A 14,487-nucleotide genomic window follows, 5' to 3' on the forward strand; every position below is an offset into this window, starting at 1 on the left:
TTGGACATCAGTAGAAAAAATCATTAAATTGAATGTAAAGCTGATGTATAATATTTTTATTCAGCACCATACAAACGTTTATCGATATGGAAAAAAGAAAGCAATACCAGGATAGTCCTTCCCGTTTTTTACTACTAGTAGCCCGATTAATTGGATTTTTGATTACAGGTATTTTCCTTCTTTTTATGGTACCCGAATTCATTGCCATGATTTCAGCACACGAATCGTATAACGAAATTTGGCTGTTTGCTTTTTATGCCTTCTCTCTCACCTATGGTTTGGGATTCCTTCTCTCCTTCTGGAAAGTCGGTTTGGGAGGATTAATCCTACTTATTAGCAGTATCGGAATTACCCTTTTCGGATTTATCGACACCCACCGATGGGATGTCCTTTTCTTACTAATTCCACTCTCCTTAACAGGAATCCTATTTTTGATTTACTGGAAAATGTGTAAAAAGAAAATAATAGGCGATTAAAGTACCCTGCTCTTCTTCACTCTTTCTACACGAATCAATCCCTCTTGTTGTAGTTTTACGGAACCATTCCAACGGTAAGCTACCAAACTGCCACCATTAGCCACACATCCATCAACGCAGCACAAATTATCACGCACAATGCCTGCTTTCTCATTCATGCAATAATGCCCAAAGAACACAGGTTTTTCATCTGTTGGATATAAGGGAATATCATAGCACAATTGATCAGGGATGGTATAATTGGGAAGATGAAACCGATTCCCGTAGGATATATCTTCAAAGCTTTTACCATTCATTGGTTCCCACCATTTAATCCGATAAGCAGTACGCTTAAAACCGTAGCCATCTTTTAAAACCAAATCGCCGGGCAGTGAAAATTCTCTTCCCTTTAATAGCAACATGGTAGCTTTAAACAGCTTGCCGCGTTCAAAATAAATCTGTCTCAGAAATGGCTTACTCAAACGATTCTCCGGATTCTCTTTTTTCAGAAGTTTAATAGCATCATGATCCCAACAGGCATGAATCACCCTAAAATCATCTAATTCTAAATAAATAGGCAGAGAACGCAACCATTTCAAATATTTCTTTCGCTTGACATTATCTGTCTTAAATTCTTCGTAGGATTTCTTGATTTGAGTTCTATTCTTCAGATTGTGTTCCCGAAGATAAATGCCATCTTCATCTTTGGTATAATAAGCCAATACATTCAATTCATGATTTCCCACAATAGCATACGCATTGCCATGATCTACCATCTTTTTCACAATGGAGAGTCCCCTCATAATTTCTGGTCCTCTATCCATAAAATCTCCCACAAAAATTGCTTTCCTTTCCTGATGAAAAAAACCTTCCTCTCCTTCCGCATAGCCCAAACTCAAAAGCATATGTTCCAGCGTAAGCGCTTCCCCGTGAATGTCTCCTATTATATCGTACACGTTTTTAAATCCTTTTATTAGATTTCAAAAGTATGAATTAGCATCTTAATTTCTATCATCAACAGCATTGCAATTTAAGCTTTTTGTTAGGGATAGCAAGAATATGAAAATATATCCTCCCCTGCTAAGTGTTTCAAAAAGAGCATAAAAAATGCTTACTGGTTCTCTCCTCTTTGCAGAGTAGCGTTCCAATAAGCACATTAGTTTTACAGGTTGAATAATTCTTCCACCTCTATTTTATCTTGAATTTTCATAGCGCCGCTATAATAATATTCATTGGTCTTCCGATTGTAAGAATAATCCTCTTTCCATTCCAGATAATTCTTCACCACTTTCTGCAAAGAATCAATAAAATGAAGCACTTCCTCATCTGTGGTAGTAGGATGCAAAGACCATCGAACCCAGCCTGGTTTGTGGGATAAATTACCACAGCTAATTTCATCGGTAATGGTTTGAGATTGCTCCTGACTTACCTCTAACAAATAATGTCCGTAGGTTCCGGCACATGCACAACCACCCCGAACCTGAATTCCAAATCTGTCGTTAAGGATTTTCACCAATAAATTATAGTGAATATATTCCACATAAAAGGATAAGATTCCCAATCGTTTGTGCATATTATCGGCAAGAACATTAACATCCTTTACAGATTTTAAATTTTCGAATGCCAATTCTAAAAGCTCCTCTTCCCTTTTTGCAATATTTTGGGTTCCCATCTGATTCTTCACCTGTATTGCCAATGCCGTACGAATGGCCTGAAGAAATCCGGGAGTTCCACCATCCTCGCGAGCTTCAATATTATCCACATATTTATACTTGCCCCATGGATTTGTCCAATCCACTGTTCCTCCACCAGGATTATCAGGCACCTCGCGAGTATATAATTTGGAATCGAAGATCATCACTCCTGACGAACCGGGACCACCCAAAAATTTATGAGGCGAAAAGAAGATACCATCCAATTTTTCCATTGGATCTTCGGGATGCATATTTACATCCACATAGGGAGCAGAAGCTGCGAAATCAATAAAACAGATTCCTCCATACTCATGCATCATTTTAGCCATTTGAAAATAGGGAGTAGAAATTCCGGTTACATTGGAACAGGCAGTAAAGGAACCAATCTTCATTTGACGATCCTTATATTTCTCCAACTGTTTTTTCAATTCGTCTAAATCCACCAATAAATCCTTTCCCGGAGGTACTACAACCACATCTACATTGGTTTCGTACCAGGAAGTCTGATTCGAATGGTGTTCCATATGGGTAAGAAATACAACAGGCTTTTCTCTTTCCTTCTGACAGGTAAATCTGCCAATCATTCCACAACCTTTCAATCCCAAAATCCTTTGCAGCTTATTCACCACTGCGGTCATTCCAAAACCTGCATGTATGATAACATCATCCGGACCGGCATTCACATGCTTTTTGATGATATGCTGAGCCTCATGGTAACTCTGTGTCATCATGGTGCCAGTTTCATTTGTCTCGGTGTGTGTATTTGCAACGAAAGGACCAAAATCCTCACTCATCTTTTTTTCGATGGGAGCATACAATCTTCCACTTGCAATCCAATCGGCATACATTATCTTCTGTCTTCCGAAAGGAGAGGTAAAACAAGCATCATGACCAATTGTATTTTCACGGAAGCTTTTAAAATAATCTTCTAAATGACTCATTTTAAGATTTCTTTAATTTAGTGTTGTTGTTCTTGTTGTATTTTGCTATTGTGATGATTCTTTTTAGTGACTTATTTTTTTTTGCAAGCAGGAATAGCAAAAGAATTAAGTCTTACCATTCTGCCATTTAAGCCTTATTAGTCAGCAATTAAGAATCGTGGTGAAAATAGATAAAGTCCTTAGAATTATCAAGGACATTTCTCATATTTAATAACAAAGAAATTTCTGCCTGCTTATATCACCAAATCGCACTTAAGATAAAGTATTTATAGGCAAGTAGATTTGCTTGGTTCAAGGGAATGAATTAATTTTGAAACGCCTTAAACACGCACAATTTATTTCTCAACCTAACGAATGAATACAATTATCCAACTCTTTGAAGAGAGTGTAAAAAAATATGCATCCAATCCTTTTCTATGGGAAAAAACAAAGGAGCAATACGAATCGGTAAGCTACAAATCCTTATATGAGGAAGTACAAAATTTAGCTGCGGGATTTTATTCCCTTGGCATTCAGAAAGGGGATCGAATCGGACTTTTATCAGAAGGAAGAAATGCTTGGGTATTATCCGAACTGGGAGTTTTATTTGCAGGTGCGGTTAATGTTCCCTTATCCGTAAAACTAGATGCTCAGAATGAATTGAAATTTCGTTTGAACCATTCAGATTCACGATTTGTAGTGGTTTCGCAAAATCATCTTTCAAAAATAAGAAGCATAAAAGACCAGCTGGATACCATTGAAAAGATAATTGTTATTGACGATGCAGTTGAACTTCAGGATAAGGAAATCCACCTTTCCCAACTTATACAACTAGGAATGGATCTCTCTGATGAAAACCTGAAAGAACTGAAGCAATTACAGGCCAATATTCAAGCTGATGATAATGCAAATATCTCCTACACTTCGGGAACTACTGCCGATCCTAAAGGAATCATGCTAACACATAACAATTACACCAGCAATGTAATTCAGGCATCGAGCCTAATGCACATTCCAGAGCATTTTAAGACTTTATTAATTCTTCCCTGGGATCATTCCTTTGCCCACACCGCTGGTATTTATAGTTTTATGCTGAAGGGCGCATCCATTGCTGCAATACAGCAAGGCAAAAGCCCCATGGAAGCTTTAAAAAATATTCCTAAAAACATTAAGGAAATACAACCCGATATCCTCTTAAGTGTTCCGGCATTAGCTAAGAATTTCAAGAAGAATATTGAGAAAGGCATTAAGGCTAAAGGTCCTAAAGTAGAAAGCTTATTTCGCAAAGCCCTGAAATTAGCCTATAAGTATAATGGCAATGGATGGGATAAAGGGAAAGGATATAGGATGTTTTTAAAGCCGATGTATTTTTTCTACGATAAGATATTGTTCTCGAAGATCAGAGAGAATTTTGGTGGCAAGCTAAAGTTCTTTGTGGGCGGTGGTGCACTGCTGGATCTGGAATTACAACGATTCTTTTATGCTATTGGTATTCCCATGTACCAAGGATATGGCTTATCTGAGGCATCTCCAATTATTTCGTCGAATGCCCATCATAAGCATAAGCTCGGTTCTTCAGGATTCTTGGTGGAAGGCATGGAGTTAAAGATTTGTGATGACGATGGCAATTCTCTTCCTGTTGTCGAAAAAGGCGAAATCGTGATTAAAGGTGGCAACGTAATGAAAGGCTACTGGAAAAATAAAAAAGCCAGTGCTGAAACCTTACGCGATGGATGGCTGCATACCGGAGATATGGGACATTTGGATAAAGATGGTTTTTTATATGTCTTAGGACGATTCAAGTCCTTACTGATTGCCAACGACGGAGAGAAATTTAGTCCGGAAGGCATTGAAGAGGCATTAGTGGATCAATCCATTTATATGGATCAATGTATCCTGCATAACAATCAGGATCCTTACACCATTGCCTTGGTTGTACCCAACAAAACTGCACTATTATCCCAACTTCACAAGAATGGTTTGGATGCTGCTACCGAGAAAGGCCAGCAAAAAGCATTGGAATTATTACAGCAGGAATTGAATGAATATCGCCCCGGAGGAAAATACGAAGATATGTTCCCTCATCGTTGGTTGCCAACAGCTGTTGGTATCCTACCCGAAGGATTTACCGAAGAAAATAAATTACTGAATTCTACCATGAAAGTAGTTCGAAACAAAGTAATAGATCATTTTCAAGACCATGTGAAAGATCTATACACTCCCGAAGGGAAGAATCTTTACAATACAAAAAACAGGGAAAGCATCCATAAATTGAAAGGCTAAAATGCTATTGCACCTATTGGCGTTATGAGTAGTAAAATAAACACCACAATTTATAACTATTAGCAACAGTCTAGTTATTTAGAATTGATTGCATCTTAAACAAACAACATGACACTATTAACCAAAAATTTAAAGTTACTGTTCATCACAGCAATTGTACTTGTAGCCTTTGGTTTTCAAGCACAAGCAAGTGAAAAAAACGATTATCAGGGACCTGCGCCCAAATACATCTTCTACTTTATAGGCGATGGCATGGGACTTTCGCAAGCCAATGCTACCGAAGCCTATTTGGGAGCTATAGCAAAGAGTAATGGCATCCAAAAATTAGAATTTAGTAAATTCCCAAATACGGGATTTTACACCACCTATGCCACCAATCGATTTATTACAGGATCGGCAGCAGCCGGAACAGCACTTTCTACCGGGCATAAAACAAGTATCAATACGATTGGAATGGATGCCAGCAAACAAATTGCCTATAAAAACATTGCCGAAATGGCGAAAGACAAGGGATATAAAGTAGGGATCGTAAGCTCTGTTTCTATTGATCATGCAACACCCGCTACTTTTTATGCACATGAGCCTTCGCGCAATCAGTACTATAAAATCAGTCTGGATCTTAGCAAAAGTGGATTCAATTATTTTGCTGGCGGTGGATTCAAGCATCCCGAAGGAGATGGAAAAATTGATGATAATAATACCATGGCAAACTTTGGAATGGGGGATGCAACTCAAATTAAAAAGAAGCAAACCAATTCTATGGATATAGCCATTTCAAAGGGATATAGAATCGTCAACAGTCTGAAAGGCTTTCACGCCCTGAAGAAGGGAGACGATAAAATCATAGCTTCAGCTCCCCATTTAGCTGGTGGAAAGGCACTGCCCTATGCGATAGATCAGGATTCATTAACGGATATCTCTTTAGGAGATTTCACACAAAAAGGAATTGAACTTCTCGACAATCCTAACGGATTTTTTATGATGGTAGAAGGAGGTAAAATTGACTGGGCCTGCCATGCTAACGATGCTGCTACTGTTGTGAAGGAAGTGCTTCAGTTTGATAAGGCCGTATCCAAGGCAATTGCCTTTTACAATCAGCACCCGAACGAAACACTAATATTAGTTGCCGGAGATCATGAAACAGGCGGAATGGCTTTGGGTTTTTCAGGAACACACTACGACTCAGAATTTGCCTTACTACAGTATCAAAATATTTCCTACGAAGATTTCACCAAGATCATGAACACTTATCGTATCGATAAACGAGGACATTATAATTTTGAGGATGCGCTTGCCTTAGCAAAAAAATATTTTGGATTAGGAGATGCATCGAAAGGATTGGAATTAAGCAAATTCGATTTGCAACAGATGAAAGATGCTTTTAATCAAAGCATGAAAAAGAAACAGAACAAGAAAAATAAGGATCAATATTATCTTCTTTATGGTAGTTACGACCCGTTCACCACAACCCTTTGTCATCTTCTGTCTCAAAAAGCTGGTATTGGATGGACTTCCTTTTCTCATACTGCCACCCCGATTCCTGTTCGTGCAATGGGTGTAGGTGCAAATCTCTATACCGGATTTTTTGACAATACCGACATTCCCAAAAAATTAATGAAACTGATAGAAAATAAATAGTAGGTCAATCGCCCTGTAGCATTGCAGGGCTTTTGTTTTTTATCTCCAATTAATTCTTCAACATGCTTTCCTTCAAATACCCGGCAAAATCAGATCTTCTATTGGTTGGTTTTTTACTGATCCTAAGTGTAGGCATCCTTTTTCTTCCTACTGGTTTTACGGATAATAGTGACGCCAATACCCTGCGTGTTCAATCCCGAATTTTGAGCACAGACAATAGCATGATTGTACAAACGGGAATTATTAAAACCGGAACCCAAAACCTGCATATTAAGATTCTTACCGGTAAATTCAAGGGGCTTGAAATAGATGCTTTTAACGAACTGATCGGCAGAATGGAATTCGATAAGTTCTTCACCCCCGGAGATAAAACACTCACCGTATTAAATTTAAGTGCCGATCACAGTAAAATTGTTAGTGCCAATGTAATCGATCATTACAGAATAAATCTGGAAGCTTTTTTATTAGCACTATTCGTAATCTTTCTGATAGCCTTTGCAGGATGGACAGGAGTAAAAGCCATGCTTTCCTTTTTGTTTGCAGGAATCACCATTTGGAAATTATTACTGCCGGGCTTACTCAAAGGCTTCTCTCCCATTCTTCTCTCTCTGGGAATTGTTGCCTTACTCACCTCTGCAATTATCTTTCTGGTGGCAGGAACCAACAAAAAAGGACTTACTGCATTTTTAGGAGCCATGAGTGGAGTTGCAATTACCTGCATCATGGCTATTCTCTTCGGATTTCTCTTTAATATCCATGGAGCCATTAAACCCTTCTCGGAGACCTTGCTGTATTCCGGATACAACTACCTAAATCTTACCGATATTTTCCTTGCCGGAGTTTTTATCTCCTCCTCAGGTGCCGTAATGGATGTTGCTATGGATATAGCCGCTTCGCAAACCGAAGTCCAACAGCAAAAACCCAATATCAGCGTTCGTGAATTACGCCATTCAGGTATGACAGTAGGAAAAGCAGTTGTAGGAACCATGACAACCACATTGTTGCTGGCTTATTCCGGTGGATTTTCGGCACTACTCATGGTATTTATCGCGCAAGGAACTCCCATGATCAATATCCTAAATCTGAATTACGTTTCCGGAGAAATTCTGCATACTCTGGTTGGAAGCTTTGGCTTGGTATTGGTTGCCCCGTTTACTGCAATTATTGGGGCTTGGGTAATTGCGGGTAAGAAGAAAGATAGAGTGAAATTGCAATAAAATATGGTGCAAAAAGAGGAACCTGCCACTTTATAATAAGTTTATAATTCAATCTCCTCTTTACATACCTGACTATTTATTGACGAATGGTTTGCAAGCTTAAATCTTGATTCTTGAAATATTAGAGGGATGTGCAACAGTTACTATTGTTGGGTGCTGGTGTTTCTTATCTGTAAATTTCGGTTAATTTGTTGTTTTTAAAAACTAACATTTTGGGTACGTCTAATCCTCCCAATTGCTCTGAAAAATTTAGCATAAGTAGTAAAGCAAGAGCACCATCTTCTTTTTCGGTTTCTTTACCTTCCTTAATAATTTCTCTCTGCATCTTTTTTTTATCAAATTTCCAAATTACAGTATTATTATAGTTTCTATTAATGTTGCTAATATTAAAATATTTTTTAGGCCAATATTCATTAACCATCTCTTGACTCATTCCTAGAGCAAGTTCTCCTGCACAAATCTTGTTCCCATAATATTCTCCATATTTTTCTATTAATTGGCGACGGCGTAATTCTTGTTGTTGAAGTTTTTGTCTCTCTTCTTGTTCTTGTGCGGCTTTTTCTTCTTGTAATTTTTTCTCCTTTTCTTCAATAATACTTTTTGCCATATTTTTCATTTCAGTAGGACTTCTATCTTTACTATAAATTCTTTCCTGTTCAGAACTAGTCAAGTTTTGATCAAATAGCCAATCCCCTTTACATTTGGTTCCATCTAAAAAAACAGTTACTCCCTCTTCTAAATAAAATCGATTAAAATAATTATTGCATTCAAATACTCCTGTGCTAATTTCACCTGAGGCATATTTATATTCTCCACTATCAGGTGCATAAGGTATATTATAATGACAATATGCTGGGAGTTTAGAACGCCTTTTTACTTCTCCAATAAAAATATCGCCATTATTAAAAGTAAGTTTTACTTGTTGGGAATTTAATATTACTTTATTATAATCGAGGTTAACCTCAATGACATTATTATCTTTTGAGTAAGGGAGGACTGTTTCTAATACACAACCTTCATATTTGATAATAAGAGAATATTTATCATTTGGAAGTTTTTGCAAAACGAGAGTGCCAAAATTGGAATAATTACCATAGTAATATTTATTATTTTGATAATATGTTAAATCTTCTAATAAAAATATAAGTTTATATGCTTCTTTCTTATTTGTAGTGATCCTTAATTCATTTTTAGTATTACTAACTCTAAATATACCTTGTGTTCTACTATTATCAGAGTAGTTGCGTTTTGTATTAATGCCTTCTATATATGAATTCCCATGTTCATCATGGTAATATCTTCCACTTAAAATAGTATCATAATTGTCCCTTGAAATAATTGTCAATACTTGATCTTCAACAAATTCTTTTTTATACACATAACCTGAGATGGTATACGATGAATATGTAATTGTTTTTAATTTCGCCCTTTTGGGTAAAATGGTTTGAGAATATATTTGAGAAATGAATAAAATCAATAATGAACTTAACAATACTCTTTTACAATATCTTTTTAAACTGAAAACATTATTTATTTTGCGCTTCATATCTTTACAACTTTAACCAACATGCATTTTGAGAGAATTTAAAATGAATATTACGAGACCAACATTCTCCTTGTCTTTTAATAATACTTCCTTCAAATGAAGCAATTAATTTGCTAATCTCGCTATGATAGAATTCTGTCGTCCATCCGTTTTGGTGAGAAGACAAATAAATATCGCTATGATATTGTATCAGATAGTCAATAATTGAATGGGTATCAAAAACAAACTCTTTTGGAATTTTGGATTGGATAATAATTTGAATTGTATTTCTCATTTTAGTATCCCTTATTTGTGTCGGGCGCAACTTTTAATTGTTTCACTGCTCTTTTAATTTTGCAGGTATTGACTTTTATGGTGAATAATTCTCTTTTGTTTTTAAGGAACTTTATCATGTAATCGGGTTCTTACACTTGCACCCAACGGCAGTCTGTCTAAAAACTCAACATACTACCCAATTAGGATTTAAATATAGCAGTTTTAAGGATGCATAAAAATTGAAAATGCTTTTATTTAAAAATAGAATTGAGGCTCTTATTTGCACCGTTTTTAACCCTAACAGCTTCATTAATTCAGCAAAAGAAGATAATTGCTGTTACCCATTCCATAAGGATTTTTAAGCCAATAATATTGATTAAACGACGTAGGTTGTAAAGGAGATCCTTCGAATACGTTCGCCCAGTCGCCCTATTCACCAATTGATGAACGCCTTTTTACAATAATATGAATGACTTCGTTTCAAATCTTCATTCTTATGAAGACTGGATTTGTACGCCCTAATCTCTCTGTTTTCATCGCTTTACACACGGGATGTAGTTCAACATGTACTCATCGCTGGGTCTTGCAGACCGCTCATAGTTCTATTTATTAGCCACTGGCTATTCTTTCTTCTTTGTTTTTGTTCTTTTAAAAGCACTGCTACTAAATTCAATTGTACCAACCGTAAACCCTCCGTCAATAATTATTTTTTCAAGACTTTCTTTTGTCGGTTTTTGACTAATTGGAGTTGAAATATACGCTAATCCTTCTTTTAATTCTATTTCAACATTGTCAACTCCTGCTACTTTTTTGAGTTCTTTTTCCATCCCAAAAGCACAGTAAGGACAAGCCATTCCTTTAATCTCAATTTTGATGTAAACTCTTTCCTTTTTCGTATCAGTTTGTGCATTTACTGAGGAAGAAAACAGTAAACATAATAGTAAAATTGAAAAACTAAATATTGCAGTATTGTTAAATATTTTTTTCATAATTTTTTGTTTTAATTGATTAGAAATCGTGTTCCTAATAAAAGCATATACTTTGTTTTATTAGTCGAAATGTTGTTTTGAACTATCGGCATTTGAAAACTGGTTTCAAATAGTATTCTTCTCCCTGGAATAAATTGAAGTCCTGGCGATATGAAAAGTGTATGAATTTTGGGATTAAATACATAATTTCCGTTAAATTCAAGAAACGTGTTAATTTGTTTTTGTGGATACTTTTGTGGTAAGAGAGGGACGCCAACAGAAAAGTTATATAAAAAATTATCACTAGCACCATTGCTTGTAATATTATATCCAAAATCTCCATAAATACCAATAGCGGAGGATATTTTTCCAACAATGAAGCCTACATAAGTTTGATAAATTCCTGAACCAATTTGTGGTATAGATGAAGTTTTTCCTGTTGGGAACGATTGTTTAATATTAGCTAACACTCGAAAGGTTTTTGCCTTTTCATCTTTCTTGTATAATTGATATTTTGTGAATAACGTAACGTCAGCAATTCCACCATTTGTTTCTGCTCTTTTGGGTGTTATAAATTTAAAAGGTAATATTCCACCAATTTGAAATTTTGGAGAGATATTGTAAGGTATTCCAATGGGTTGAACGTAAATATTCGTATTTTCTTTTGATATGATTTTTCCAAATGTTCTTATTCCATTCCCTTCTAATCCTAACATTACTGGTGTTCCAGTCGTTATCGGTGGTCCTTGAGCAAATACATTTATTGTAAAGGCTAAAAGCAGTATAGTTAACAATTGTCTATTCATTTTTTGCTATTTTTTATTACATATCCTTTTGATTTAATCGCTTTTTCAATTTCATTGTAATTTATTTTGTCAAATTTGATTTCAGAAGTTCCTCTTTTATGAGAAGTATTTATTTCCAATATTCCATCAAATTTATTTACAGAATGATTGATATTTTCCTCACATCCTGAACAAGTCATTCCTTCAATATCGAATTTTATTGTATCAATATTAGATTGTTCAATTATTATAACTTCTTTTTGTTGAGATTGGTAAAACAATTGAGGGAAATATGAGGTTAAAGTCATTAGAATTACAAAAACAGCAACTAACCAAACATATAACTTTGATTTGAAAAATACTTTTTTATCCGTTTCACAATTGCAATCAGTTTTTTTTGGTTTATAAACTTGATAAAAAGCATAACCTAATGACAAAAATGCAATTGTCAATAAGTATGGTTTTAAAGTAATGAACCAAGAAAAATAAACAGAACTTCCGCTAACTCCTGCTACACCAGTCAAAAGTAGTGGTCCCCAACAACAAAGTTTTAAAGAAACTGCCGAAAATACGGCAGTTCCTATTGAGGTTTTTTTCTTTAATTTAAAACCGGCCATAACTTAATTAACTCCTATTCCTGCATTAACTAAATCATCTTTTGTGATTCCTACATTTTTGCAACAGTCAATTAGTTTTCCATTAACTGCAACAGCAGGAAGTCTTTTTACTCCATACTCTTCCATTTTAGTTACACAGATTTTGCTTTCACATTGTTCGGATAAGTTGTGAATAGTGATTTCACAGTTTTCGCAAGCAGTTTCTTTTACCAATGCTACAACAGGCTCACACACTGGGCAACTTGCCGTAAAAATTTCGATTTTTCGTTTCATCTTATTTTAAGTTTAAATTAATAATAGAACAAAGATGAGAACGGGAGGTAGGGGGTAAACAAACTTTTTTTAAACTTTTTTTTCGTTGTAATTTTTTAATCGATTTTCAATTGTTTGAATTTCTTTTAACTTACCTGCAAGTTCAGATAGTTCCAAATTCGGAAACTCTTTTTTCAGGTATTCAATTTTTTCTTCATTACCACAATTTCCTGGGCAAGAATCCACCGCTTTAACAATTCCGATTGCAAGTGCTTTTCGATAAACTTCATCTAATAACAAGTAATGTGCTTTTTGGACTCCTTTGTCAATGGATTTGAATTGGATATTTATTTGCTCTGGGTCTTTTCCTTCATCCAACATATTCACAATTCCATTAATTTGTCCGCTTAATGTTTTTAATCTGGTTTTTATATCTGAAATCAAGTCAGAGGGTAATTTTTGCGTTTCTTTTTTCATTTTCAGTATGTTTTTTTGTGCTTGTGGCTAACGGCAGTCTGTCTAAAAACTCAACATACAACCCAATTAGGATTTAAATATAGCTGTTTTAAGGATGCATAAAAATTGAAAATGCTTTTATTTAAAAATAGAATTAAGGCTCTTATTTGCACCATTTTTAACTCTAACAGCTTCATTATTCAGGAAAAGAAGATTGGAATTACGTTATATGTGGATGAGTATGAGCGAAACAATAAGCGTGTCCGAAGTAAATTAGGCCGCTACATGAAAGGCAAGCGACAATCTACTGTTGAACCTGTTTTCGGAACCTTAACCCAGTTTATGGGACTTAGAAAAATCAACACCATTGGCATTCGCCAGGCCAACAAGGTAATGCACATGTCTGCCTGTGCCTATAATCTGAAAAAACTACTGAAATTTGTTAGTAAAAACACGGAAACAATGGTAAATGAAGCCATTGTTTGTTTTTCTACTGCAATGAACTCATTTGGCTCATTTAATTTCTTTTTAAGCGTTCAATAATTTAAAATTTCGGGATTTTTAACCTAAAAAAGGAAGCTTTAAAAGCTCGCTAATTAGCAAACTTTTAAAGCTTCCATCTTATTTATTAGAAATATTAATCGGTTGTGCAACGGTTACTTTTGTTATGGCCTTTTTTTACTTTCATTTTTCGGTAGTCAAATATTTGTTCCAACTATTTTTTATAACAACTATTCCAAGTATTGCACCTATCAGTCCACCTATCATTCCACCCCAAATAGAACCACCAACCCAAGCAAATTTAATCATACCAGCACTATCTGTTGGTGTCAATGGGAAGTGTGATTTATAAAACTCAGGACTTAAAGTGGCAAGGAACATAGCCAAAAGTCCACCAATAACCCAACATGAAAAAACAACTATTATAATTTTAGCTAGTTGTTTCAAAGCAAAACTATATGTTGCTAGTCCTTTAGTAACAAGACCAAAACTTACCGTAAAAATAATTGAGAATATTACCCCATATAATAGTCCTTCAAAAATACCTTGTGCAACACATGCAGCCCAAATATTAGGAAAGTCCCAATTCATTATAGCTTGAAAATAAAATGGACTAACTGCTCCATTAATCATATTAGTGACCGCACCTATTAATCCACCTGACAATACACAAGTCAAGGCTACAAATGAAATTGTCAAAAAACTGAATTGTTTTGTTTGTGTCTGCATTGTCATTTTTTTTAAAATTGGCCACAACGTAAAAGTGTTTTATCCTTTCGTTTGTTAAAACTAACAAAACATTATTTAGAATACCGATTTTAGATTCTGAGAATAGTTCTAAATAAAGGATAAAACATAGTTGGACAATGTCGCCGGAACTATGGGTATTTAATTGGTTTG

At 35.3% G+C, this 14,487-nt stretch carries 15 protein-coding genes; 5 read left to right on the forward strand and 10 right to left on the reverse strand.

Going from position 1 to position 14,487, the window contains the following annotated elements:
- The first annotated feature begins 86 nt into the window (after nt 1–86).
- Nucleotides 87–476, forward strand: coding sequence for a DUF7670 domain-containing protein (locus DLK05_RS13885; protein ID WP_127344612.1), 390 nt, complete (start codon nt 87–89; stop codon nt 474–476).
- Here DLK05_RS13885 and DLK05_RS13890 read toward each other — a convergent pair.
- Complete coding sequence (locus DLK05_RS13890) at nt 473–1,411, reverse strand: metallophosphoesterase (RefSeq protein ID WP_127344613.1); 939 nt, start codon at nt 1,409–1,411, stop codon at nt 473–475. The two genes, DLK05_RS13885 and DLK05_RS13890, sit on opposite strands and share 4 nt — an antisense overlap.
- A gap of 206 nt (nt 1,412–1,617) precedes the next feature.
- Nucleotides 1,618–3,090, reverse strand: a complete 1,473-nt coding sequence (locus tag DLK05_RS13895; RefSeq protein ID WP_127344614.1) for an aminotransferase class V-fold PLP-dependent enzyme — start codon at nt 3,088–3,090, stop codon at nt 1,618–1,620.
- 354 nt (nt 3,091–3,444) lie between these two features.
- On the opposite strand from DLK05_RS13895, the gene DLK05_RS13900 reads away from it, so the two are divergent.
- The 3 genes from DLK05_RS13900 (at nt 3,445) to DLK05_RS13910 (ending at nt 8,207) form a co-directional block, all read left to right on the forward strand.
- Nucleotides 3,445–5,352, forward strand: a complete 1,908-nt coding sequence (locus DLK05_RS13900) for an AMP-dependent synthetase/ligase (protein ID WP_127344615.1) — start codon at nt 3,445–3,447, stop codon at nt 5,350–5,352.
- A gap of 108 nt (nt 5,353–5,460) precedes the next feature.
- On the forward strand, nt 5,461–6,990 hold the full coding sequence (locus DLK05_RS13905; protein ID WP_127344616.1) for an alkaline phosphatase: 1,530 nt from the start codon (nt 5,461–5,463) through the stop codon (nt 6,988–6,990).
- A 62-nt stretch (nt 6,991–7,052) separates the two neighbouring features.
- Entirely contained in the window at nt 7,053–8,207 is a 1,155-nt protein-coding gene (locus DLK05_RS13910) for a YibE/F family protein (RefSeq protein ID WP_127344617.1), read from the forward strand.
- Nucleotides 8,208–8,373: 166 nt separating this feature from the next.
- Here the strand turns inward: DLK05_RS13910 and DLK05_RS13915 are convergent, their stop codons facing one another.
- The 7 genes from DLK05_RS13915 to DLK05_RS13945 all read right to left on the reverse strand — a co-directional run bounded on the left by DLK05_RS13915 (nt 8,374) and on the right by DLK05_RS13945 (nt 13,107).
- Nucleotides 8,374–9,753, reverse strand: a complete 1,380-nt coding sequence (locus tag DLK05_RS13915; RefSeq protein ID WP_127344618.1) for a hypothetical protein — start codon at nt 9,751–9,753, stop codon at nt 8,374–8,376.
- 4 nt (nt 9,754–9,757) lie between these two features.
- Nucleotides 9,758–10,027: a hypothetical protein gene (locus DLK05_RS13920; RefSeq protein WP_127344619.1), complete on the reverse strand. Its 270-nt coding sequence runs from the start codon at nt 10,025–10,027 to the stop codon at nt 9,758–9,760.
- Nucleotides 10,028–10,628: 601 nt separating this feature from the next.
- Entirely contained in the window at nt 10,629–10,997 is a 369-nt protein-coding gene (locus DLK05_RS13925; RefSeq protein ID WP_127344620.1) for a heavy-metal-associated domain-containing protein, read from the reverse strand.
- Nucleotides 10,998–11,008: 11 nt separating this feature from the next.
- Nucleotides 11,009–11,782, reverse strand: a complete 774-nt coding sequence (locus DLK05_RS13930; protein WP_127344621.1) for a hypothetical protein — start codon at nt 11,780–11,782, stop codon at nt 11,009–11,011.
- Nucleotides 11,779–12,378 carry a mercuric transporter MerT family protein gene (locus DLK05_RS13935; protein ID WP_127344622.1) on the reverse strand — a complete coding sequence of 200 codons (600 nt, stop codon included), beginning with the start codon at nt 12,376–12,378 and terminating at the stop codon, nt 11,779–11,781. Before DLK05_RS13935 ends, DLK05_RS13930 begins: the two co-directional genes overlap by 4 nt.
- 3 nt (nt 12,379–12,381) lie before the next feature.
- Nucleotides 12,382–12,651, reverse strand: coding sequence for a thioredoxin family protein (locus tag DLK05_RS13940; protein ID WP_127344623.1), 270 nt, complete (start codon nt 12,649–12,651; stop codon nt 12,382–12,384).
- 69 nt (nt 12,652–12,720) lie between these two features.
- Nucleotides 12,721–13,107, reverse strand: coding sequence for a metal-sensing transcriptional repressor (locus tag DLK05_RS13945; protein ID WP_127344624.1), 387 nt, complete (start codon nt 13,105–13,107; stop codon nt 12,721–12,723).
- A gap of 111 nt (nt 13,108–13,218) precedes the next feature.
- On the opposite strand from DLK05_RS13945, the gene DLK05_RS17555 reads away from it, so the two are divergent.
- Entirely contained in the window at nt 13,219–13,629 is a 411-nt protein-coding gene (locus DLK05_RS17555) for a transposase (RefSeq protein WP_209319887.1), read from the forward strand.
- A gap of 141 nt (nt 13,630–13,770) precedes the next feature.
- On the opposite strand, the gene DLK05_RS13955 is transcribed toward DLK05_RS17555, so the two are convergent.
- Nucleotides 13,771–14,316: a hypothetical protein gene (locus tag DLK05_RS13955; protein ID WP_127344625.1), complete on the reverse strand. Its 546-nt coding sequence runs from the start codon at nt 14,314–14,316 to the stop codon at nt 13,771–13,773.
- Nucleotides 14,317–14,487 lie beyond the last annotated feature (171 nt).

Source organism: Ancylomarina longa (assembly GCF_003996985.1).
Classification (GTDB): Bacteria; Bacteroidota; Bacteroidia; order Bacteroidales; family Marinifilaceae; genus Ancylomarina_A; species Ancylomarina_A longa.